The organism is Rhodothermus profundi, from assembly GCF_900142415.1.
Lineage (GTDB): Bacteria > Bacteroidota > Rhodothermia > Rhodothermales > Rhodothermaceae > Rhodothermus > Rhodothermus profundi.
The window spans coordinates 58,323-81,325 of sequence record NZ_FRAU01000003.1; the positions used below are offsets into that span (position 1 = coordinate 58,323).

General features: G+C 58.5%; 20 protein-coding genes. 8 read left to right on the plus strand and 12 right to left on the minus strand.

The annotated features are described in order from the left end of the window. Nucleotide 1: 1 nt before the first annotated feature. The 4 genes from BUA15_RS05360 to BUA15_RS05375 form a co-directional block, all read right to left on the minus strand. The gene (locus tag BUA15_RS05360) at nucleotides 2–745 is read right to left on the minus strand and encodes a metal ABC transporter ATP-binding protein (protein ID WP_072714956.1); all 744 of its coding nucleotides are present in this window, start codon (nucleotides 743–745) and stop codon (nucleotides 2–4) included. Beyond that, on the minus strand, nucleotides 742–1,686 hold the full coding sequence (locus tag BUA15_RS05365) for a metal ABC transporter solute-binding protein, Zn/Mn family (protein WP_072714957.1): 945 nt from the start codon (nucleotides 1,684–1,686) through the stop codon (nucleotides 742–744). The genes BUA15_RS05360 and BUA15_RS05365 overlap by 4 nt, the downstream gene beginning before the upstream one ends. Then, the gene (locus tag BUA15_RS05370) at nucleotides 1,659–2,315 is read right to left on the minus strand and encodes a metal-dependent transcriptional regulator (protein WP_072714958.1); all 657 of its coding nucleotides are present in this window, start codon (nucleotides 2,313–2,315) and stop codon (nucleotides 1,659–1,661) included. Before BUA15_RS05370 ends, BUA15_RS05365 begins: the two co-directional genes overlap by 28 nt. Nucleotides 2,316–2,516: 201 nt before the next feature. Continuing rightward, nucleotides 2,517–3,956, minus strand: a complete 1,440-nt coding sequence (locus BUA15_RS05375; RefSeq protein ID WP_072714959.1) for a CHRD domain-containing protein — start codon at nucleotides 3,954–3,956, stop codon at nucleotides 2,517–2,519. A gap of 826 nt (nucleotides 3,957–4,782) precedes the next feature. Between BUA15_RS05375 and BUA15_RS05380 the strand changes: the two genes are divergently transcribed. Both BUA15_RS05380 and BUA15_RS05385 read left to right on the plus strand, forming a co-directional pair. Continuing rightward, complete coding sequence (locus BUA15_RS05380) at nucleotides 4,783–6,501, plus strand: M12 family metallo-peptidase (protein WP_072714960.1); 1,719 nt, start codon at nucleotides 4,783–4,785, stop codon at nucleotides 6,499–6,501. Between the two features lie 212 nt (nucleotides 6,502–6,713). Beyond that, nucleotides 6,714–7,349: a thioredoxin family protein gene (locus BUA15_RS05385; RefSeq protein WP_245771932.1), complete on the plus strand. Its 636-nt coding sequence runs from the start codon at nucleotides 6,714–6,716 to the stop codon at nucleotides 7,347–7,349. Here the strand turns inward: BUA15_RS05385 and BUA15_RS05390 are convergent. From BUA15_RS05390 to BUA15_RS05415, 6 genes are all read right to left on the minus strand, one after another. Beyond that, nucleotides 7,331–7,825, minus strand: a complete 495-nt coding sequence (locus tag BUA15_RS05390; protein ID WP_072714961.1) for an FxsA family protein — start codon at nucleotides 7,823–7,825, stop codon at nucleotides 7,331–7,333. The genes BUA15_RS05385 and BUA15_RS05390 overlap by 19 nt on opposite strands. Before the next feature lie 439 nt (nucleotides 7,826–8,264). After that, nucleotides 8,265–9,161, minus strand: a complete 897-nt coding sequence (locus tag BUA15_RS05395; protein ID WP_072715171.1) for a ferredoxin--NADP reductase — start codon at nucleotides 9,159–9,161, stop codon at nucleotides 8,265–8,267. A 99-nt stretch (nucleotides 9,162–9,260) separates the two neighbouring features. Beyond that, nucleotides 9,261–10,265, minus strand: coding sequence for an AAA family ATPase (locus tag BUA15_RS05400; protein WP_072715172.1), 1,005 nt, complete (start codon nucleotides 10,263–10,265; stop codon nucleotides 9,261–9,263). A 14-nt stretch (nucleotides 10,266–10,279) separates the two neighbouring features. Next, complete coding sequence (locus tag BUA15_RS05405) at nucleotides 10,280–11,659, minus strand: peptidylprolyl isomerase (protein WP_072714962.1); 1,380 nt, start codon at nucleotides 11,657–11,659, stop codon at nucleotides 10,280–10,282. A gap of 44 nt (nucleotides 11,660–11,703) precedes the next feature. Next, the gene (locus BUA15_RS05410) at nucleotides 11,704–12,570 is read right to left on the minus strand and encodes a peptidylprolyl isomerase (RefSeq protein WP_072714963.1); all 867 of its coding nucleotides are present in this window, start codon (nucleotides 12,568–12,570) and stop codon (nucleotides 11,704–11,706) included. Next, complete coding sequence (locus tag BUA15_RS05415) at nucleotides 12,567–14,621, minus strand: peptidylprolyl isomerase (RefSeq protein ID WP_072714964.1); 2,055 nt, start codon at nucleotides 14,619–14,621, stop codon at nucleotides 12,567–12,569. The genes BUA15_RS05410 and BUA15_RS05415 overlap by 4 nt, the downstream gene beginning before the upstream one ends. A 206-nt stretch (nucleotides 14,622–14,827) precedes the next feature. Here BUA15_RS05415 and gltX point away from each other — a divergent pair, with 206 nt between their 5' ends. Continuing rightward, nucleotides 14,828–16,324: a glutamate--tRNA ligase gene (gene gltX, locus BUA15_RS05420; RefSeq protein WP_072714965.1), complete on the plus strand. Its 1,497-nt coding sequence runs from the start codon at nucleotides 14,828–14,830 to the stop codon at nucleotides 16,322–16,324. Here the strand turns inward: gltX and BUA15_RS05425 are convergent. Next, complete coding sequence (locus BUA15_RS05425) at nucleotides 16,266–16,868, minus strand: RNA methyltransferase (protein ID WP_072714966.1); 603 nt, start codon at nucleotides 16,866–16,868, stop codon at nucleotides 16,266–16,268. The genes gltX and BUA15_RS05425 overlap by 59 nt on opposite strands. Before the next feature lie 53 nt (nucleotides 16,869–16,921). Between BUA15_RS05425 and cmk the strand changes: the two genes are divergently transcribed. The 4 genes from cmk (at nucleotide 16,922) to BUA15_RS05445 (ending at nucleotide 21,929) form a co-directional block, all read left to right on the plus strand. Next, a complete protein-coding gene (cmk, locus tag BUA15_RS05430) occupies nucleotides 16,922–17,608 on the plus strand; it encodes a (d)CMP kinase (RefSeq protein ID WP_072714967.1) in 687 nt (228 codons plus the stop codon). 206 nt (nucleotides 17,609–17,814) lie between these two features. Next, complete coding sequence (locus tag BUA15_RS05435) at nucleotides 17,815–19,995, plus strand: 30S ribosomal protein S1 (protein ID WP_084660526.1); 2,181 nt, start codon at nucleotides 17,815–17,817, stop codon at nucleotides 19,993–19,995. Nucleotides 19,996–20,090: 95 nt separating this feature from the next. Then, nucleotides 20,091–21,014 carry a phosphohydrolase gene (locus tag BUA15_RS05440; RefSeq protein ID WP_072714968.1) on the plus strand — a complete coding sequence of 308 codons (924 nt, stop codon included), beginning with the start codon at nucleotides 20,091–20,093 and terminating at the stop codon, nucleotides 21,012–21,014. A 138-nt stretch (nucleotides 21,015–21,152) separates the two neighbouring features. Next, nucleotides 21,153–21,929: a ZIP family metal transporter gene (locus tag BUA15_RS05445; protein ID WP_072714969.1), complete on the plus strand. Its 777-nt coding sequence runs from the start codon at nucleotides 21,153–21,155 to the stop codon at nucleotides 21,927–21,929. Between the two features lie 56 nt (nucleotides 21,930–21,985). On the opposite strand, the gene BUA15_RS05450 is transcribed toward BUA15_RS05445, so the two are convergent. Next, nucleotides 21,986–22,414, minus strand: coding sequence for an Hsp20/alpha crystallin family protein (locus tag BUA15_RS05450; protein ID WP_072714970.1), 429 nt, complete (start codon nucleotides 22,412–22,414; stop codon nucleotides 21,986–21,988). A 231-nt stretch (nucleotides 22,415–22,645) separates the two neighbouring features. On the opposite strand from BUA15_RS05450, the gene BUA15_RS05455 reads away from it, so the two are divergent. Continuing rightward, complete coding sequence (locus BUA15_RS05455) at nucleotides 22,646–23,002, plus strand: DUF5335 family protein (RefSeq protein WP_072714971.1); 357 nt, start codon at nucleotides 22,646–22,648, stop codon at nucleotides 23,000–23,002. Nucleotide 23,003 lies beyond the last annotated feature (1 nt).

Here is a 23,003-nt window from a genome sequence, read left to right on the forward strand (position 1 = left end):
GCTACGAGGCAGGCAGTGCCGGAACCGGAATCAGGGTGCGTCCACCATAGGTGCGCCGTAAATTGTCCGGCGTAAAAACTTCAGACACCGGGCCCCAGGCAATGCACTGGACATTCAACAGGACCACCCAGTCGAAATATTCGGCCACGGTGGAAAGGTCATGATGCACCACAACCATCGTTTTGCCCTGCTGTTTGAGCCAGCGCAGCACCTCTAGCAGGGTAGCTTCGGTGGGGGCGTCAACGCCCTGAAACGGCTCGTCCAGAAGATAGAGCTCAGCTTCCTGGGCCAGCGCGCGTGCCAGCAGCACCCGTTGCTGCTGGCCTCCAGAAAGCTGACCAATAGGGCGGTCTGCCAGCTCGGCCATCCCTACTCGTTCTAATGCGGTACGCGCAAGGGCTCGCTCGGCCGCCCCCGGCCGCCGGAACCATCCCACCTGACCATAGGTGCCCATCAGGGCTACGTCGAACACCGTGGCTGGAAAGTCCCAGTCCAGCTCCGCACGCTGCGGGACGTAGGCGACCCGGCGCTCCCGGGCCCGAAAAGGCCGCCCCAGCACCCGAATGCGCCCGGCCGCCGGACGCACAATGCCGAGCACGGCTTTGAGGAGGGTACTTTTTCCTGCTCCATTGGGGCCCACAATAGCCGTCAACTGGCCCGTGGGCACCCGGGCATCCACATCCCACAACACTGGTCGTTGCTGGTAGGCCACCGTCAGGTCTTCAATTTCAATGGCCCATTTCATGACGTTCCCTTTCGTTGCAGGGCTTGTACAATGGTGTCGATATTGGTGCGGATCATGCCCACATAGGTGTCGGCCGACGTTCCCGGATCTCCCAGTGCGTCGGAATACAGGGGACCGGCCAGGTGCACCGAAAACCCTCGAGCCCTTACTGCTTCCTGAAGCGCTCGCAGGTAGCGCTCTGGTACGGAGCTTTCTACAAAAATGGCCGGTATGCGACGGGCTACCACAAAATCAGCCAGCTGCTGCACATCAGCTGTGCCCGCCTCGGTGGCTGTTGAGACGCCCAGCAACCCATGCACCTCCCACCCATAGGCTTCCCCGAAATACCGGAAGGCGTCGTGCGAGGTGACCAGTACGCGCTGTTCTGGCTGCAACAGGGCGGATTGCTGCCGCACGTAGGCATCGGTCGCTGCCAGCTCCTCCAGATAACGAGCCAGACGCTTCTGGTAAAAAGAAGCGCGGGCTGTGTCCATGCGGGCCAGCGTTTCGGCTACGCAGATGGCAGCATACCGCCAGCGACGCACGTCCATCCACACGTGCGGATCGTAAACGCCTCCATATCCAGAAGCCCGGAGTAGCAAGCTGTCCGGAATGCATTCCGCCACGGCCAGCGTGGGGCGTCCCAGCTCTCGCATACGCGCAAAGACTTCGGTCATCTTGCCTTCCAGGTGCAATCCATTGTAAAGCACCAGATCGGCCCGTTGCATGCGAGCAACGTCCCCTTCGCTGGCGCGATAAAGGTGCGGATCAATTCCAGGCCCCATAAGGGCAGTTACTTCCACAGCATCCCCGCCAAGCTGGCGTGCCAGGTCCGCCACAATGGAAGTGGTGGCCACGATGCGCAGCCGACCCTCCGTTCGGGGTGGCGTGGCCTGACAGGACACCAGCAGCAAGACGCCAGCTACGCAACTGCTCAGGAGACAACCTCTTCGACGGCCCATATGGCCTCAGCCAGTTCCTGAGGAAGGAGAAAACGATCAGTGTCCACGGCGAGCCGAACGCCGGCTTCCGTATGTTCAAGCACATGCACGCGCCTGCCCGGACGCAGCGACAGACGGGCCAGCAGGTTCAGCGTGTCGGGATCCTGCACCCGCACGCGTACAATCTGGGCTACGGTACCTACCGGCAGCAAGGGGAGAGGACATCCGGGTTCAACCGCCGGGAAGGTAAGCTCCGGGGTAGGAATTGGATCGCCATGCGGATCCCGTTCTGGATGCCCCAGCCATTCCGCCATGCGGGCCTCCAACCGCTCACTGATTACATGCTCCAGGCGCTCAGCCTCTTCATGCACTTCGTGCCAGTCGTAACCCAGCGCCTCGGCCAGAAACGTCTCAATGAGCCGATGATGCCGCAATAGCTCGATGGCGATTTTGCGTCCGGCTTCGGTCAGCCGGGCCCCCTGGTAGGGCCGATAGTCGACCAGGCCTAGCGCAGCCAACTTCTGCAACATGCCCGTCACCGAGGCAGGCCGCACGCCCAGCCGCTCGGCCAGCGCTGTGGTAGAAACCGGAGCTCCTTCCCCCAGCAGAAAAATTTGCTTCAGGTAGTCTTCCTGCGCTTCCGAGAGCATTTTAGGCATGAGGTTGATTCAGGCTGATTATAATTTAGTTTATCCTAAAAACAAAAGCAAGCAGAAAAGCGCGCCTCTCATGTAGGAGGCGCTTGGTGCAGCACGATCCGGAGGCTGAGTCTATCTGTTCTCCGGACAGCTCCCCCTTACAAGGGGAGCAATCTTTTTGTGGATTTCCGCGCTGCAGCCTGTCCGGGGAGCTCAGCGCAGGTGCATGAGCATTCGACTCAGGTGTCCTCGCGGCGTTTCAAGCCGGTACTGGTAGAGTCCGGTCGGCAGGGCGAAAGCGTCGAAGACGACCTGAAAGCGTCCAGCCGGCAAAAATCCATCAACCAGGGTGGCCACCCGCTGCCCCAGCAGGTTATAGACGGCCAGTGTGGCCCGAGTAGCCCGGGGGAGAGCGAACGTGATGGTAGTGCGGTCCCGGAACGGATTCGGGTAGTTCGGGGCGAGCGTCAACGTTGCAGGCGGTTCGCCCGCCAGCGATTCCAGTGCGGTCAGCACAAGCTGACCCGGTCGGATCTGTCCGCGGATTTCGCCAGCCGGATACTGGGCGGTGTGGATGTTTAGATAGATGTTGCCTGCCAGTAGCTCACGGATCAGTGCGTCCGTGAGGGGTTCTGGATCGGTTGGACGCCAGACGCCGGAGGCTGTGTTACCGCTGAACGTAATGGTGCGGACAACCGGACCATCCTGACCAGCCGGCGCCTGATGAAAGTGGGCCGCCTGGACCGGGCCGGTCAGTCCAGTAACCGTGATTTGATAGACCAGGCCGGCCTCGGTTAGGGCCAGAAAAGCGGTGCCCCGTCCATTGCTGGTGACCGCGCCGGACTGCTGCATGGGGTCAAGGGAGACGACGGCGCTGGTTCCACTGGACAACTGTGTCTGCCCTCGAATTTCGCCTCCGGGATACTGGGCGGTATGGATATTGATGTAGAGGTTGCCAAGTAGCAAGGCAATGAGGAGCGAATCGGGCAGGTCGCGCCAGACACCTGTTGTGGTATTGCTCCCAAAGGAGATTGTATGCACCACGGGACCGTTGACACCGGCGGCCCCGTAATGAAAATGGGCCGCCTGAACCGGGCCGGTCAGGTCGTCTACCGTGATCTGATAGACCAGGCCAGCTTCGGTAAGCGTCATGTGTGCGGTGCCGCGTCCGCTACTGCTTACCCCGTTGGGTTCTTGCTCAGGAGTGAGCGCAGCGTGCAGCGCAGTGCCTCCGCTGAGGCGGACCTGTCCGCGGATTTCGCCGGCCGGATACTGGGCAGTGTGGATATTGATATAGATTTCGCCCAGTAGCAAAGCTGTAATCAGCTCTGCTGTCAATGGCTGGGCATCGGTAGCCGTCCAGGTGCCATTTGCTGTGTTTCCCTCAAACGTAATAGAGCGTACCACGGGACCATCAGAGCCGGGCGGAGCCTGATGAAAATGAGCGGCCTGAATAGGACCAGTCAGCCCATCGACCGTAATCACGAACTGGAGTCCTGCATCGGTCAGGGCCAGGGCAGCCGTTCCGTGGCCGTTGCTGGTAACCGTACCGGTTTCCTGTTCCGGAGTCAGCACAGCCGAGAAAAAAGTCTGAGCCTGTGCAGGAGCGACAAATAGGAGCAGCCAGGCTCCCAGGACGTAGCAGGTGCGCATCGTTTAATAGCGATTGGGTGAAGGGGGGATTTGTTGGGAAAAGTACCTGAGCAGCGTCGAATGCCTATTCGACGAGGAACGGTGTGGAAAAAAAGGTCTTGCCGGCCTATCTCATACGCATCACGCTTTACTGCACGCCTTCTTCGCAATGCCGCAATCCCTGAAATCCCCTTCTCCGAGAGGAAGCAACAAACTTTTTTCGACCTGCGAAGCCGCGCTGACAGGCTGCCGCTATGAAACAGGCCGCCTCAGGCTTTCTCGTTGTATTCCCTCTTTACTTCCGAGCTCACGCCCTCGGGCTCGCCGATCGCCTTGCCTGTTACGGTTTTCTCTGCGAGAAAAAGCACGTTCTTTCGTTGAGTGAGGGATCAGCAAGCTTGGCGCAAACAGGAATGCGCCCGCATTCCTGCACTAGAGCCGCTCCCTTCCAGAGGGGAGGAGGGCTAACCCGCCTCCACCAGATTTCCAGCAGTGTTTCCCCGCAGCCCGCTGAGAGCAAGTTCGTTTGATATTGGCTTTGTCCCCATGCTGGTTCGGTTACCCCTCCACAGGCGGATGTTGTCAGTCGAGGGGAGCCACAGCGTGTAGTCGTTGTCCAGGGCAAAATTGCTTCCCCCTGAGAAGGCCGGCAGAGGAGAGACCTGAGCATGCGGCTTTCCTCTTTGGCTGCTGGGTCTGCCTGACCCAGCTCCGGGTACTGAGTTTGGGCTTGACAGTCCATGCTTGTTGCCTTTCCTTCCTGTCCACGGCAATGCGAGGGCCACTCTCTGCACTACCGTTCTTCGTCTGGTCTGAACCGCTCCGCCACCTGAAACGAAAGGCTGCTATGCGACCAATACGCCTTATCCTTCGGGTGCTGCTGCAGGGATTCTGGCTGATTTTTCCAACGGCAGTGCTTCAGGCTCAACCTCTTCCCCTCTTTGAAGTCCAGGCTGTGGTCATAGATGCCTTGCCATCTCAGGTTCGACAGCGCTGGCAGGTGTTGCAACGCCTGCCTATGGTCAGCCGCCTCCAGGTGGTACGTCTGCCTGCGCAACTCTGGCATTATCGTTCCTTTACGTTGGCAGTGGATGCGGCCGGTCGTCTGGTGCCCGGCCGTACGGGGAGCGCAGAGCTGACGGTGCGGCGCGGAGCACTTTCGGTACTTTCAGAAGAGGCAGTGGCCTGGAATGGGCAGATCTATGCGGGGGCAGAGCGGGTCGGGGAGGTGTCGTTGGTGGTGTTGCGGACGGGGGCCGTCACCGGGCAGGTGGTGCTGGGTAGTCAGGAGTACTGGGTGCGGCCGCTGGGTGGGAGACTGCATGCGCTGGCAACAATCGACCCGAGCAAGTATCCGCGGCAGCGTCGCGGACGTCTCTTGTATGCTGGAGGGAAGCGTGCTCGTGCGGAAAAGCAGATCGACACAGCAGGGACTAGACTGGTACAGGAAACAACGCGGCTCCAGGCACGGTGCGGTCCAGGGATTGTACGGGTGCTGGTATTGTACACGCCGGAGGCAGCGCAGGGGCGGGACATTGATGGGATCATCTACGCGGCGATTAACGATGCGAATCAGGCGTATCGAAACAGCCAGATCCACAACCTTGAGCTCCGCCTGGCTCATAAACAATTATTCAGCTTTGAGGTGACAGGATACTACCCCGACGATGATGCTAAAGCTCTTTCTCAGGACCCACGGGCGCAGGCGTTGCGGGATCAGCATGAGGCGGATGTGGTGGTGCTGTTGATCGATTCAGCGCGCAACGAGTGGGGTCGGGGAGTGCTGGGGGCCGTTCCGAAAGAAGCGATTCTGCTTCATGGGAGTTCTGGAGAAGCGGTGGTTAACGCGGCCCAGGTGAATCCGTATGCCTATGCGATCGTGCAGGTGGACTATGCCGGTGCGGGGCGCTATGCGCTGGCTCATGAGATCGGGCACATTCAGGGAGCCCAGCACTATCCAAGCGATGGCCGAATTGATCTACAACGCATACCGTATGCTCAGGGACACCGGTTTGCCGTGTACGGTTGTGCACCGGGCTGCCGTACGCATTACTATGCCACGATCATGAGTGATACCTGGGAGCCGTCCTTTAACATTGCGTACACCCGCATCCGGTACTTTTCAAACCCGAGTGTAACCTATCGAGGGGTGATCACGGGACGCCCGGATCGGAATAACGCCCGCGTGTTGCAGGAAACGGCCAATGTGGTAGCCAACTTTCGGGGCTCAAACGAACTGGGGCTCTCAATTGTTGTTAGTAGCTCCTCCGCGCCGTTGGCCGGAAAATACACCTTTAGCGCGCAAACCTGTAATGCAGCGGGCGCCCTGGCCTACACCTGGCGCGTGAGCACCAATCCCTTTGATCAGGGGCCGATCGTGAGCACCCGCGCCTCATTTACGCGGTATTTGTCGCCCGGAGACTATTTTATCACGCTGGAGGTTCAGAGTAAGAATGGAGGGATGGCCCATGCCGTCTATGCATTAACAGTTTATGAGGCACAGGTGACGGTTGAAGCAAGTCGAGGGACGGTTTTACGGCCAGGAGACCGGTCAATTGAGCGATGAGGCTTCGTTCGGTTGCGATCGGTATGCTGCGAGCATGCGACACTCGCCTGTGTGGACAGAGCTTTATGTTCTGAGAACCTGTATTCATTGGTCAGCAGATCGGCACAGGATCGGAATGGCATGATAATCGAGGGTACAGCCAGCACGATATCAGATCGGTGAACGAAGGAAAGCGCAGAGCGTTTGTTACGGCCGCATGGTACCCAGCAGTGATGCTACGTCGCTTGATGCACCGGTTCTGGGTCGAGCAACGTCCCCATAACGGGTTAACCTACGAAGCCTTCGTAGCAGCCTGGAAGCAGGCATTACAGCAACCTCTTTCAGGACTGGACGCGCAGGCGCGGCGCTACTTGTATTATCGACGATACAACTTTGAACGGGCGCAGCGGGTAACGCAAGCCTATCGTATGTCAGAACGGTTGGCCCGGGCACTGGCGAGCGTTGAGCAGCCGCAGCTCTGGATGGTGCTTACGGAAGACTGGTGTGCCGATTCGGCCTATAGCCTGCCTATCATTGCCGAAGCATCTCGCCGCAATCCACTGATCCAGTTACGTATTCTTCGCCGCGATGAAAACCTGGACATCATGGACCTGTACCTGACGCGCGGCGCCCGGAGCATTCCCAAGCTGGTGGCTTTTGCAGAGGATGGCACGGAGCTGTTCACCTGGGGGCCACGTCCCGCCGAGGCGCAGGCGCTTCGAGATCGACTGCAGGCCGAAGGAATGGATGCCCGGCAGCTGGCACAGGCCCTGATTGACTGGTACGAAGCCGGCGGATGGCAGCACGTTGACGTTGAGCTGGCGGCCTGTCTGGAGCAAGTGCTACCGAGCTACAGCTCCTCGTCGTAGTCCAGATAATGAGGGCGCGGACGAGCTCGGCCAGCCCATCCTTCTGCTGCGGAAGAAGAGGGGGCTGAAGGCGTAGGGTCGCTAAAAGAAACGTAAAGGCGAACTGTCTGCTGCTGAATCATTCGCTGGAGCCGCCGAATCAGATAGCGACGAATCAACGCGCGGGTTGGCGACAATAGACCAAACAATCCCAGTAGATCGGTCAGCACCCCGGGGGTGATCAACAGGGCACCGGCCAGCAGAATGAGTACCCCATCAACAATTTCCTGGCCTGGAAGCTGCCCCTGGGCCAGTCGCTGCTGAAAGGCACGCCAGGTTGCCAGGCCCTCTCGACGCGCCAGATAGCTGCCGACCAGGGCAGTGGCGAAAATCAGACCTACCGTGGACCAGAAGCCGATCCAGCGACCGATCTGCAAGAGCACCGCCAGCTCGATAGCCGGCACGATCAGGAACAGGAAAAACAGGCGGGCACTCATCTATCTTTTAGAAGGCTGGCAGGTAGCACACAAACGGATTCATTCCGGAAAGGATTCCGACGCCTGGAAGGGGCCGGCCTTTCTAACTAAATGGTGTTATATGCCACAGCGGCCTTGTTATCGGAAAGCTCTTCCAGAAGCCTGAGTCGTCCAGCAGATTCATTTACGCGCAGCGGTCGGCGTGGGCGTTTGTGCTGAAGATAAAAGAGGCGATCGGAATGGATACGGCTCATTCCGCCAGCTACAACCTGATGGTGACCTACCTGCAACGACAAAGCAAGCCCGTGCCCGAACGGTTGGCTGTGCCAATACGCAGGGGGGCTAGAGGAGGGAAAAGTATCCGGCGCACCCGAATGGTTGATTCCTGAAACCGAATACCGGCAGGGAGGGCCCTTGGGGCAGGCGGCCGGTGCAGCTAGGAGTAACGCGCATCGGCAGTTTATTTCGAATCCGGGCGGGGTGGCAGTTTGCCGACGGTTGGGATGGGGCGAGCGCCCGGTGGCAGGCGGTCGGCCGGTACGGCTGTTGGCTTGGGGGCAGGGGAAGGTTGGGGCTGCGCTGCCTTGCGGGTTGTTTTCTCGGAGCTTTTCTGCACGAAGTACTGCTCTTCGCGAATGAATTCGTCGGCAAAACCTGCGCGCCGCAGAATGCCACGCACGTTTTCAATCATCTGGGGGTGGCCGCAGGCGTACGCCACCGTGGTCTCGGGCGTAAAGTCTTCGGCCGCGTCCAGATATTTGCGTACAATGTCGTCCACGCGGCCTGTCTCGCCCGGCCATTCCGGATCTTCCCAGGGGCGGCTGACCGTAGGAATGTAGGTAAGCCAATCGACTTCTTCGGAGAGTTGGCGCAGTTCGCGCAGGTACAGGCCCAGCTCCTGGGAGCGACTGGCGCCGTGAATGACCAGGAAGCGGTGGGAAGGAGATTCGCCGCGTTCTACCGCATGCCGTTGGGCGCGAATCATGCTCAGATAGGGAGCAATGCCGGTGACAGTAGCCAGCATGAGATGGCGGGTGCGCTGCGTCTCTAACGTGAAATGGCCTACGATTTTTCGCCGCATCCACATTTCGTCTCCTTCGCGCAGCTCCCAGATGCGCGGGGTCAGCTTGCCATGAGGAACCAGCTCGATAAAGAATTCCAGCAGGGGTTCATGAGGGGCAGAGACAATCGAATAGGCGCGAGGAACCAGCTTTCCTTCGACTTCAAGCGCCAGCGTGGCGTATTGACCAGGCGTGAAGGTTACCGGTTCCTCTGGCTCAAAGCGAAACAGTGCCAGGTCGTCGGTAAAGTCGATGCGTTCTACTAGGCGAACACGACAGAACTTGGCCGTTGGCATGGCAATTTTACGGTCGGTGGACAGAAACCGCTTGCAGGCACGGTAAAACCGTACTTCCTGCTCCACAATAAGACGCAGCCAGCTTTGTGTCAAGAGGGGTTACGCTTCGGGTAGCGTTTCAAGCAGGCGTTCAATCAATTCGACCGCTGAGACGCCGTCTGCGTCAGCCTGAAAGCTGGTGACGACGCGATGCCGCAAGACGGGTACGGCCAGGCGCCGCACGTCGGAGATGAGCGGGGTAGCGCGGCCTTCAAGGGCAGCCAGTGCCTTGGCGCCCAGAATCAGGTACTGCGAGGCGCGGGGGCCTGCACCATAGCTCAGATAGGTGTTGATAAAGTCCGGAGCTTCGGGATGGCCGGGTCTCGTGCGGGTTACTAGGCGCACCGCATATTCAATCACATGATCAGCCACCGGAAGCCGCCGAATCAGGTCCTGAAACGCCAGGAGCTCCTCGCGGCTGATGACCGGAGTAACGGTGGGGAGGGGACCTGACGTGGTATTGCGCACTACGGCTACTTCTTCCTCAAACGAAGGATAGTCGAGCCACAGATTGAGCATGAAGCGGTCAAGCTGGGCTTCTGGAAGCGGATACGTTCCCTCCTGCTCGATAGGGTTTTGCGTGGCCAGCACAAAAAATGGAGGTTCCAGCGGAAAGGTCTGGCCGGCTGCTGTTACGTGCTGTTCTTGCATTGCTTCCAGGAGAGCAGCCTGAGTTTTGGGCGGGGTACGGTTGATTTCGTCGGCCAGTACGATGTGGGCAAAAATGGGTCCTTTGACAAAGCGGAAGATGCGCTGGCCTGTAGTGCGGTCTTCTTCCAGAATTTCGGTCCCCGTGATGTCGCTGGGCATCAGATCAGGGGTAAACTGGATGCGACTGAACTTCAAATCGAGCGCCTGAGCCAGGGTGCGCACCAGCAGCGTTTTCGCCAGGCCGGGGACGCCAATAAGCAGGGCATGGCCCCGTGCCAGCAGGCACACGACAAGCTGCTCAATAATTGCTTCCTGACCCACGATGACTTTGCTAATCTCCCGGCGGAGGCGCACGTACGCTTCGTGGAGGGTTTCCAGGGGGTCGCCGGTGCGAAGAGCGCTTGGAGCAGGCATAGGTAATCCGGAGATCAACGGTGGGCCAGCGTCGAAGTAACAATCTTATGCGGGTAGCGTTCGGCCAGCTTGCGCGCTTTGCCCGCCAGGCGGATGACCACGGACTGGCGGAGTTCATTCAGCCACTGGCGCAGCACCCGCGCTCGCTTTTCCTGGAGTGCTAGCTGTTCAATGCGAGCGTAATCGGTCTCCAGGTTGACGCGGTGGCTGGGCGTAAAACGATCCAGTCGCACAATATGGTATGCGCGACGGCCGTCAAGGAGCACCGCTTCCGCAGGATGGCTGATTTCACCAACTTCCAGCGTGTCAATGGTGCGCTGCCAGGTGGGATCTAGGGCGCTGAGCACCAGATCGCGTTCGCCTGTGCGCGGATCCATTACGCGTCCGCCCTGGGTTGCGGTGGCTTCTTCTTCAGAGTGACGGCGTGCCATCAACTCGAACGGTAGGTTAAACCGCAAAATGGAATCGCGCACCGCTTCCAGGTACGCGATGGCTTCCGAGGGATCGGTCTGGCTTTCGTCGATGCGGATCAGAATGTGGTTAAAATCAATGATATCGCCCTGCCGGCGGTTTACCCGGAGGATATGGACGCCAAAGGGTGTCTCAAAGGGCTGCGAGATTTCTCCAATGGGAATGCGGGCGGCTACTGCTGCAAATTCCGGTACCAGATCAGCCAGACGCGTGTCCGGGATGTGGCCCCCGGCAGCTGCAGAGCCTGGGTCTTCAGAAAAGCGGCGAGCCATGTCTTCGAAGCGAGAGCGGCCGCTGACAATGGAATCCCGAATGGCTGTCGCAATCTCGAAAGCTTCCTGGCGGGCTTTTTCGGAGGGACGGGGGTATCGCACAATATGGCTCAGACGTACCAGGTCGGGCAGCGTGGGCAATGAATCCGTAGGGAACTGTTCGAACCAGGCGCGCACCTCTGAAGGCGTAATGCGAATCTGCTGCAGCTTTCGGTTACGGAACGTTTCGGCCAGCATCTGCTCTCGAAAGTCCTCGCGCAGCTCCGCTTTCAACTGGGTGAGCGTCTTGCCATAGATTTCTTCGAGGCGCGCCTGGCCGCCCACCTGTTGCATAAGTTGATTAAGACGCTCCTCGAGCGCCTGCTCCACGCGGTCGTCTGAGATCTGGATGGTGGTGTCGCGACGGGCATGCTCGGCCAGTACCTTTTGATCAATAAGCTGGTTAAGGGCTTCCAGCCAGAGTTCGTCCGAATACGCCTGACGCTGCTGTTGCAGGTAGCCTGCCAGAAACGCATCAACTTCTGAGCGCAGGATCAACTCGTTGCCTACAATGGCCACGATTTCATCAAGCACCCGATCTTCTGCAGCAGGCGACTGGGCCAGCCCCGGGCCAGGCAACAGCAGCAGAATAAACGGCAATAACCGACGCATGCGTCTTGTGGCTTGCTCAGGGACAGGCAGAGCGTGCAGGTGCGCTATTGCTGGTACAATTCCAGTTCACCCCGCACGCGCGCTTCATTGCGCAGGCGTTGAACCAGACGGGCATAGATCTGTTTCCGGGCCTGGATGCGAGCCTGGTGGGCTACTTCGTCGTAAATCCAGCGCAATTCTGGAATGGTACCGATGGGCAGGCGTTCTACAAGCTGGAGCACATGGTAGTGGCCTTCGATTTCGATAAGGGAAGCCAACTCGCCGTTACGCAGGCGTTGTAATGCTTCGCGCAGCGGAGTGAGCACGGCCGCGGTAAAGAGGCGAGATTCAGGGAAGTAGCGGCTGGCAAGCAGGCGGGCTTCTTCTGGGTTATCTGCGTAGCGTGCCACAAGCGCGTCCCAGAGGGAGTCTGAAACGGCTTCGGCCTCCTGCAGCGTCTGGTGGACGGTCCGGGCATCCTGCGCGCGCGTGGTGTGCAGGTAACGGACGCGTACGTAGGGCTCTCGCAGCCGGAGCTGCTCTTTGTAGCGTTCGTAATAGGCCTGCACCTCAGAAGGATCTGGTTGGCGGGCAGTGCTCGCTTCTTCTTCCTGGTAGATGCGGTCAAGCAGCGCACTGATCAAAACAGAGCGCTCGTTTTCTTCGAGCAGCCGTTGCACCTCAGGGTCGTCGCGAAGACCGCGCCGCAAAGCTTCCTGATAGAGCAACTGGTTCGTAATCCATTGCTCAATTACCTGCTGGCTGGCTTCTGTTGAATCCATCTGCACGGGCAGAAGCTGGAGCGCACGGGACAGTTCGTCGCGCGTCAGGTAGGCCTGTCCTACGCGCGCCACTACGTCGGGAGGAGGCGGTTTTTGCTGGCATCCGACCCCGCTCAGCAGGACCAGTCCAAAAAGCAGCATCCGTTTCATTGGTGCGTATTGGTTAGGATTCGGCGTTCGGCAGCGAAGGCCTGGCGAAGACGTTCCGGAAAGAGGCGAACGCCATAGCGTGCGCGTAATGCGCGGTCCAGGCGTGCTTCCAGCACCTTCTGGTAGGCGCTGAGCACATCCGCACGGGCTTCCTGGAACGTCTTAAGGCGCGGTGGCTCGCGACCATCATGGTAAAGAAGCAGGTAGCCGTTCCCGGAGCGAAACGGTTCGGTGTACCGGCCAGCTTCCAGGTGTAGCACACGGTCATAGATAGAACCTGTGGGGCGTGCAATGTGCACGGTATCGATGGTAACATTTGCACTGGTATCGGAGGTCAGTTCAGCAATTAATTGAGCTACCGGTACACCGCGCTGGAGTGGTTCATAAACCCGTTGCACCAGGGTGGAGTCATGCGGGCTTCGAAAGCTGAGCACGCGCGTGCGTTCCGGAAAAACAAATTCGGAAGCATGTGCTTCGTAATAAGCGCGCAGCCCGGCCGTGTCGCGTTCAGATGCTTTCCAGACAGCCTCTTCCAGCAGCTTGAAGGCTAGCAATCCATCGACAAAGTGGCGCATGGTGCGCTGAAATTCCGGATCTGCAGCGGCCCTGCGCAGGGCTTCATAGTTGAGCAACCGGTCATCCAGAAAACGATTGACGGCCCGTAGCAGCCGCTCCCGAGCAATCGTGTCCCGGCGTGCGGTGCGGCGCAGCAGATTATGCTGGTTGACATAGGCAACGAAGTCGGCCAGCGTGTACGTAGAATCTTCAATAGTGGCGAACGTCTGATAGAGATTAAGCGCTCCCAGCTTGCGCTGGCGCACGCGCAGGGCCAGCGTGTCGGGATGAGCAGCTACCTGCAACAGTTGGAAAAGACGGGCAGTGTCGAGATGCACGCTCAGGCGCTGGCGAAGCCGTTGCACAAATTGTTTGCGGGCGGCCTGAAGCCGACCCAGACGTTCCGCAACGGTTAGCAAGGTGTCATACGCCGCTTCGAAGGTGGGGGGAAGCGGGCGTCGATCGGTGAGCTGGAAGATATGTAGTCCAAAAGAAGTGGAGGTAACGTGCGACACGTCCCCGATTTTTTTCAGAGAAAAGAGGGTGTCGCGCACTGCTGTTGGCAGCGGTTGGGCAAAGCTCAGGTAGCCCAGGTCGCCTCCTCGGTTTTTTGTGCGCCAGTCTTCCGAATAGCGGCGGGCCAGTTCTGCAAAGTCAGCTTTGTCCTGGAGGACGAGCAAGCGCAGGCTGTCAAGCAGGCGGTGCGCGCGCGCCGAGTCTTCTGGAGTCGGCTCTGGAGTGATCATAATGTGGGCAGCGCGCACGTCAGGCGGAGCGGGCTGTCGGGCGTGCACCTTGAGTACATGATAGCCAAAACGCGTGCGAAAAATGGGCGACAGTTCACCTACGGGGGTGTTGAAGGCATAGGTCTCCATGGGCTCAATAGTCTGACCCATTTTGATCCAGCCAATGCGTCCCCAGCCTCCTCGCGTCGTAGGAGACGACCTGGCTGACGGATCGTCTGAATGGCGGAAGGCGATTTCATTGAAGTCGGCTCCCTGGCGGATCGAGTCGAGCAAGGCCTGCAAGCGCCGGTAAGCGGCCAGCGTGTCGGCCGGGGTAGCGTTCGGGGGCACGCGCACAAAGATGTGACTGATATCTACCATGTCGGGCATGCGCTGGTAGAGCGTGCGCAGCAAGGGCTCGACCACTTCCCGGCGTATGAGGTAACTGCGGGCCAGTTCGATTCGGTAGGCCTCTACTTCAGCTATGAGGGCAGCGTCGCGCTCGTAGCCTCGGGTGCGGGCTTCCTGAACGCGCAGGCGATAGTTCACGTAACGTTCGAGAAAGTCGCGATAGGCTTCCAGTGAGTCGTCGGCCGCTTCCAGTCTACTCCCGACGGAGCGGGCATACTGGGCCTCAAACGTGGCCAGATCGATCACTTCTGAACCGGCAATAGCCACCACGCTGGTATCCTCAACCGGATGAGGCGACACCGTGCGGCATCCGGTCGCAAGGATCAGCCAACTTCCGACCAGCAGGCAGATCGTACGCATACTCTGGCTTTCTGGTAAAACGGTACGTTTGACAGGGGCGCTGGCTTGCGTAGCATAACAGGCGTTCTAACTTAGGGCGCGCGCACGCCTCGCGCAATGCTTGGATGGCTGGCGTTCTCGTAATTTTCCCACGGGGAAATGGACCAAAGCGTTATCTTTACCAGGCAGCAGATTGGGTACAAAACGAACCACACGGCTGCTTTCGTATGGAAACGCATCAAATAGAAGGACCGGTGCGCGTGCGGTTTGCGCCCAGCCCTACGGGATTTCTGCACATAGGGGGATTGCGCACGGCGCTATACAATTTTCTGTTCGCGCGCAAGCATGGGGGGCAGTTTATTCTTCGCATTGAGGATACCGATCAAGAGCGGTACGTCGCCGGTGCTGAAAACGATATTATTGAATCGTTGCGGTGGGCAGGATTGACGTATGACGAAGGGCCGGACGTAGGGGGGCCGTGCGGACCGTATCGCCAGTCGGAGCGCAAAGCGCTGTACCAGCGGTATGCGCAGCAGCTTGTAGAGGCAGGGCATGCCTACTATGCGTTTGACACGCCGGAAGAACTTGAGGAGATGCGGCGGCGCCTTCAAAAGAGCGGCAACCCGTCCCCCAAATATGATGCGATCACGCGCATGAGCATGCGCAACTCGCTCACGTTACCGGCCGATGAAGTAGCGCGGTTGCTAGAGGAAGGCGTGCCCTATGTGATCCGGCTCAAGGTGCCGCGTCGCGAAACGATCCGCTTCTATGACCTGATTCGCGGCTGGGTCTCTTTTGAAAGTTCAGAGATTGACGACCAGGTACTGATCAAGTCTGATGGGATGCCCACTTATCATATGGCGAACGTGGTGGATGACCATTTGATGGGCATTACGCATGTGATCCGAGGTGAAGAATGGCTGTCCTCTACGCCCAAGCATGTGCTGCTCTATCGCTATCTGGGCTGGGAAATGCCCAAGATGGCACACCTGCCGCTGATTCTGAGCCCTAAAGGGGGTAAGCTGTCCAAACGTAGTGCCGATGCACTGGGCATTCCTGTGCTGGTGCATCAGTACCGAGAGCAGGGATACGAACCGGAAGCGCTCGTAAACTACCTGGCTTTTCTGGGATGGAATCCAGGTACGGAGCAGGAGGTGTTCACCTTAGCGGAGTTGATTGAGGCGTTCTCGCTCGATCGGGTGCGACCGGCTGCGGTACAGTTCAGCCTCGACAAGTTGAAGTGGTACAACCAGCAGTTCATTCGACGCATGTCGGTGGAGGAACTGGCCCGCAAGGCCATGCCTTATCTGAAAAAGCATGGGCTCCAGGCCGACGAGGCGTACGTTCGCCGGGTGGCAGCGCTGATGCAGGAACGGATCACCTTTGTGGAAGAACTGGCTACATTTTGCCGCTTTTTCTACGAAGATCCCGTAACGTATGAAGAGAAGGGCGTCCAAAAACGCTGGAAGGAAAACTCGGCTGCCCTGGTGCGCGCCTATGCCGATCGGCTGGAGCAACTGGAGCCGTTTACAGCTGAGACAGCCGAACGCGCGTTGCGGGAGTTGGCTGAGGAACAGGGCGTGAAGGCTGCGGAGATCATTCATCCGACACGGTTGGCTATCAGCGGGCTATCGTTTGGCCCCAGCCTGTTTGAAATGATGGAAGTTATCGGGAAGGAGGCATGTGTGCGGCGGCTCCGTCGGGCTGCTGAGGTGCTGGGCTAAAACGAGGATCTCCCTGAAGCCGGCGGTATTGACGCACGAGATCGAAGACGGCAATCCCATAAGCCACGGCTACGTTGAGCGACTGCTTGCTGCCGAACTGAGGAATTTCAAGGGCCAGATCGGCTCGCTCAATCAACGCAGGTTGTACGCCGTAGAGTTCATGGCCTACAATCAACGCCAATGGAAAGATCGTATCTGGTACCTGGTGGGTGTAGGTAGGCGTATCGGTTAGTTCAAGTACAGCAATGGTATAGCCAGCCTCCCGCAACGTATCGACCAGGGGAACGGGATCGCGCACGTATTCCCAGGGGACTGTTTCTTCGGCGCCTAGCGCTGTTTTGTGCAGTTGGCGATGCGCGGGCGTTCCCGTGATGCCGGTCAAATAGAGTTTTTCGATGCGGGCGGCGTCGGAGGTGCGAAAAATGGAACCTACATTGTAAATCGAACGAATGTTATCCAGCACCACCACGATGGGGTGGCGGGGCATTTGGCGCAGCGTTTCAGGATCCGGACGTGGAATTTCGTGGTGCGCCAGTTTGCGCATGGCTTGCCTGTTTGGTGCGGCTCAAAAAAATCAAGCCAGACGTTAGAAGTTCCGTGATCATTGCAATTGATGGTCCGGCCGGTGCAGGAAAGAGCACGACGGCACGCAGGGTAGCCGAGCGCCTGGGCTATCCTTACCTGGACACGGGCGCCATGTACCGGGCGCTGGCGCTGGCGCTGCTTCGGCAGGATCCGACGCTGGATCCGCAAAGGGCAAAGGAAGCGCTGGCGCGCACACAATTGCGTGTGGTGTGGGAGCGCGGCGCGCTGCGCGTCTTTTTGGATGACGAGGACGTAACGGAGGCCATCCGCACGCCTGAGGTCAGTCAGGCTGCCAGTCGCATCAGCACGTGGCCTGAGGTGCGCGCGCGGCTACTGGAAGAGCAGCGCCGCATTGGACGGGCCTGGGAGCAAGCATATGGCGGTGTCGTGCTGGATGGCCGGGATATTGGTACCGTGGTCTTTCCCGAAGCCGAAGTAAAGGTTTTTCTGGTGGCTGATCCAGAAGAGCGGGCCCGGCGACGTCAACGCGAGCTGGCGGCCCGAGGGCAGAAGGTGCCTCTGGAACAGGTGCTTTCCGAGATTCGCCAACGCGACGCGCAGGATCAGCAGCGAACCCTGGCGCCGCTGCGCAAAGCCGAGGATGCCGTCGAACTGGACACGACTTCGCTGAGTATTGACGAGCAGGTGCAGCGCGTGTACGAGCTGATCCGGGAACGCCAGCGTCGTTTGCACGTTTAGCGGCAACGCTTGCGATGCAGGCGGAAACCGGAGCGCGGGCCTCCGGTTTTGAACTTCTATGTCCGCGCATTTGTGTGCAAAGTAAACCTTCAAACCCGGCCCGTCCGGTGTGGCCGGAGAAGCCCGGGCGGGTACACTAAATGAGGAACAGAAGGCGAGGCTCGCTTCTCCGCACGTGCCCGGGTCTTGCCTTCGGAAAAAAGTCTATGGCAGACGAGCAGAAACAGTCGACCCAGGTCTCTGAGATGACAGAGACAACCGAGAAATCTCCGCAGCCGCAGGAGACGGCGCAGCAGGCCCACGCGGAAACGGCTTCGACGACCGAGACTCCGCAAGCCGAGACACCAGCCGAAACGGCACAGGAAGCAGCTTCGGACGCCACCGCTCCGGCTCAAGCAGAGGCCGAAGAGGCAGAGGCGGCTCCGGAAGCCACCTCGACTGAAACGCCCCCAGAAGCCACGAAGCCGGTCATGGGCTTTCGGGGCGAAATTACGGGCCCGGTTATCAAACTGGAAGAGCTGGAGAAGCAACAGGCGTCGCCGGAGATCGATCCGTTCCATGAACAGTTGCGCCAGCAAATTGAGCAGAGCTTTACAGCCGTTCAGGAAGGGGAGATCGTCACAGGGCGCATCCTGGCCGTTGGTGAAAAAGAAGTGCTGATTGACATCGGCTTTAAGAGCTCGGGCATCATTCCGCGCAGCGAGTTTGGCGACGCCGAAATCAAGGAAGGCGACGAGGTTGAAGTCTTTGTTGAAAAATTGGAGGACGCCCAGGGGCAGTTAGTGCTCTCAAAGACGCGGGCTGACCGCCTCCGTCGCTGGCAGCGGGTCGAAGATGCCTACTACAATGAAAAAGTCATCGAAGGAACGATTGTGCGCCGCGTTAAAGGCGGCATGATCGCCGAAATTTTCGATGGCCTGGAGGCGTTCCTGCCGGGCTCTCAGATCGACGTGCGGCCCGTGCGCGACTTCGACGCCTACATTGGCAAACGCATGGAGTTCAAGATCGTCAAAATTAACCCAGCCAATGAAAACGTCGTGGTCTCGCATCGGGCGCTGCTGGAGAAAGAACTGCAGAAGCAGCGCGAGGCGATTCTGTCGAAGATGGAGCCCGGCCAGGTGCTGGAGGGCACCGTCAAAAACATCACAGACTTCGGTGTTTTCATTGACCTCGGTGGCGTCGATGGGCTGCTGCACATTACGGATCTTTCGTGGGGTCGCGTTTCGCATCCCTCGGAGCTGGTGCAGCTCGGCCAGAAGCTAAACGTTGTGGTGCTTGACTACGACAAGGAGCGCCAGCGCATTTCGCTGGGCTTGAAGCAGCTCCAGCCTCATCCGTGGGAGAACATTGACGAGAAGTATAAGGAGGGCGACATCGTCGAAGGGAAGGTGGTGTCTATTACCGACTATGGCGCTTTTGTCGAACTGGAGAAGGGCATTGAGGGGCTGGTGCATATTTCCGAGATGAGCTGGACCGATCATATCAAGCACCCGAGTCAGAAGGTATCGCTGGGCCAGCTTGTTAAGGTGAAGATCCTGAACATCGATCGAGAGGGGCGGAAGATTTCACTGGGCATGAAGCAGTTAGAGCCCAATCCGTGGGAGGGGCTTGCCGAGCGCTATCCGCCGGGCACGGTGCTGCGTGGCAAGGTGCGCAAGATTACCAACTTCGGAGTCTTTGTAGAGATTGAGCCGGGCATTGATGGGCTGGTCCATATCAGTGACCTGTCGTGGACGCGGCGCATCCAGCATCCGAGCGAGGTGGTTAAGGAAGGAGAGGAACTGGATGTGGTCGTCCTTGAGGTCGATGAAGAAAATCGGCGCATTTCGCTGGGGCACAAGCAGGTGCAGACCAATCCGTGGAACGACTTTGCCACGGTCTATGCCGAAGGGACCGATCATAAGGCTAAAGTGGTCCGCTTTGAAGAAAACGGTCTGGTAGTCGAGTTGCCGCTGGGCGTGGAGGCGTTTGTGCCAGCCAATGAGCTCAAACACGGAAAGAACTTTCAGGAGTTCTATAACGAAGGGGATGAGCTGGAGCTGCGCGTGATTCGCTTTAGCGCAACCGACCGGGAAATTGTCCTCAGCGAGGTTGCTAAAGAACGGGCGGAAGCAGAGGCAAGGCGAGCCGAGGAAGAGCGACGCCGGCGTGAGGAGCGTAAACAGCAGGAAAAGGCGGTGCGAGAATATCAGCGGAAGGCGGTTACCGGCCCCACCACGCTAGGCGAGCTCAGCGGTCTGGAGGATCTGAAAGCGCAGCTTGAGGCAGCCGAAAAGGCCGCGCAGGAGGAAGGACAGCAAGCAGAGGAAGCAGCCCAGCCATCAGGGGAGGCGCAGGCACCTGAAGCTGCAGCGGAAGATGAGACGTCTGAGGAAAAGAGCGACTGACGCCTGAAACTAACCCGTAAATAAATCGACAGGGCGGCAACCTTAGCAGGGCCGCCCTGTTTTATTTTTGCCCAATCATGAACGCAGAGGGTGCGATGGAACTAGAAAAAAAGCCGGCAGCCCTTTCGGCGAAAGCTGAGGATGCTGCGGCAGAAAAGGTGCGGGCAGAAGCTACGGTTTATCGAGACGCCGCCCATCGTTTTCCAGATTGGAAAGGCGTTAGCGCCAAGCAAATAGAGCTGGACCGGGCGCTTCTGGACCGAACGGAAGGCCGGGTGCACACGCTGCTTTCTCATCTGCTGGTTGATCGCACGCTGCATCATTATCTGAGCTATGCCAATGTCGTATCGGTACGGCGGTTGGGGTACAACGATCATGGACCAGTGCATGCCCGCATAGTTACCTACAATGCTTTGAAAATTTTGCGATTGCTCTATGAGGGAGGGATCCGGCCGTCGCTTGAAATGGAAGAGGTGGGTACTTATGAGGATGCGCAGGTAGCCGTAGCGCTGGCCGCGTTTCTGCATGATGCCGGTATGGGCATTACCCGCGAAGGACATGAGCAGTGGGCGCTGACGTTGGTTGATCCATTTATCCAACACTATCTGAAGCTGGTTTATGCGGAGGGAGATCCGATGCGGGCTGTCCTGCGGGCGCTGGTACATGAATGCATTGTAGGACACATGGGCAACGTGCGCATTCACTCCATTGAGGCGGGCGTTGTGCTGGTTGCCGATGGGACCGATATGACGCACGGACGCTCACGCATTCCGCAAATGATCAACCGCGACCCTATGATTGGCGACATTCACCGCTATTCTGCCAGTGCGATCACGCGCGTGCACATTGGCCCTGGAGAACGCAAGCCCGTCCGCATAGCGGCTTACATGGAGCACGTGACCGGCCTCTTTCAGGTGGAGGAAGTGCTCATGCACAAGGTGAAAGCTGCTCCCATCATGCAACACCTGGAAATCTGCGCCTACGTAGGAGACGATCCTCCGCGCTTCTACCTCCGCTGAGCCGATTGCATTAGAGATCTCGGGGACGTTATTTTGCGGCGCGTTTTTTTACGCAACAATCTGCGTGGCGTCTTCGCCAAGCCGCTCGGGAAATGGTTTGTTGCATGAAATGACGGGAGACGGTAAGTCCAATCGATCATGGAAGCGCTGATCGAAACGCTGGATGGACATCCGGTCTTGCTGGGATTGCTGGGCGGACTGGTTATCGCGTTGTTAAATATGGGCGGTGCCTTTGTGTTACTACTCTGGCCGCGTCCATCCCAGCGTTTTCTGGATGCTGCCCTTGGATTTGCTGCCGGCGTTATGCTAACCGCCAGTTTTACCAGTCTCATTCTGCCCGGTATTGAATATGGCGGGTTGCTTCCTGTGCTGGGCGGACTGACGTTAGGGGCACTGGTGATGGACGCAGGCGACCGATGGCTGCCGCATGAGCACTTCGTTAAAGGGCATGAAGGGCCTAACGTGCAGCGTATCCGTCGGGTGTGGCTTTTTATCATTGCCATTACGCTGCACAATATGCCGGAAGGATTGGCCGTAGGGGTCAGCTTTGGCAGTGGCCACTATCGGGAAGCTATCCAACTTATGCTGGCCATCGGCATTCAGAACATTCCGGAAGGGCTTTCGGTAGCGGTTTCTTCGCTCAGTGCCGGTCTGGGGGCGCGTTTCTATGCCAGCATGGTGGGAGTACGTTCAGGCCTGGTAGAGATTCCAGCCGCTGTGCTGGGAGCCGCGCTGGTGCACTACATGAGCGTGCTGTTGCCCTGGGCGATGGGGTTTGCGGCAGGGGCCATGCTTTATGTGATCAGCCACGAAATCCTCCCGGAGACGCATCGCATGGGACATGAGCGGCTGGCCACGCTTGGAACCATGCTGGGCATCATGGTGATGCTTACGCTTGACGTGGCGCTCGGCTAATGAAAAAGCCGACGCTTCGCGCCGGCTTTTGGGCATTGCCATGCTGCGCGCTTCGCTTACTCCACTTTGATTTTACGCGGCTGATGGGCAGCCAGCTTTGGAATGCGAATCGTAAGCACGCCATCTCGCATTTCGGCCTTGATGCCAGCCGGATCGATCGTCTGCGGCAGCGTGAAGCTTCGGAAGAACCGACCATGCGGGCGCTCCACATGCCGTACGGTTTCCTCCGTGCCTTCGTATTCAGCGGGCCGCTCTCCAGAGACCGTCAGCACGCCTTCATTGAATTGAAGGTCCAGGTTCTCCTTGGCTACGCCGGGCAGATCAATGCGGATCAGGTAAGCTTCATCCGTTTCTGCCAGATCCGCCCGCGGCGTCCAGGTGGCCGGAGCTTCGCCGGTTTCTGCGCCCCGTAGAAATTCGTCGAACAGCCGGTTCATTTCGCGCTGCAACGTTGTGAAACTCGGGAAATAAATGCGGTCAGCCATGGCTTCATTGAGGTTGGTTGGTTAATCTCCCCTGCACCGACAAGCTGTCGGTACTTTGTTTATGCCAGCACATGAGGGAAAACCGTGCCGGGTGCCAGAATGGACAGCAAAAGTGCCCGTTTCTGTCGTTTCTGGCAGATCGGTCCATGGCTTGCTGCAAAAGCACAGCGGACGAGTCGCCTGCCACTTCGGCAGGCATTCACTGCTAACCTCTAAACTGGAGGAGGCAAGATGGCGGTAACCAAACAACTTCCGCGCGCGCAGTGGAAGGAATACTTCGATCGCTTCACGAAAGCGTTTCTGGAGGATCTGAACCCGGAGGACGCGGTCGTAGAAATTGTGGACCCCAAGCTGGGCGACCAGTTTGCCTCAGACTACGCCCGCGTGCTGGGCGTTAGCTATGATCCCAAAGATAACGTCTTTGAAGTAGCGCTGGAAGGCGTAGATCATCTGATCTATCGTCCAAAGGAAATCTGGGTTGTTGAGGAGGATAACGGCTTTGTAAGCACGATTGAGATCGTGCGTGACGACGATACGAAAGAAATCATTCGGCTGCAGAGCGTAGGATTGCAGCGAGCGCAGCAGTAAA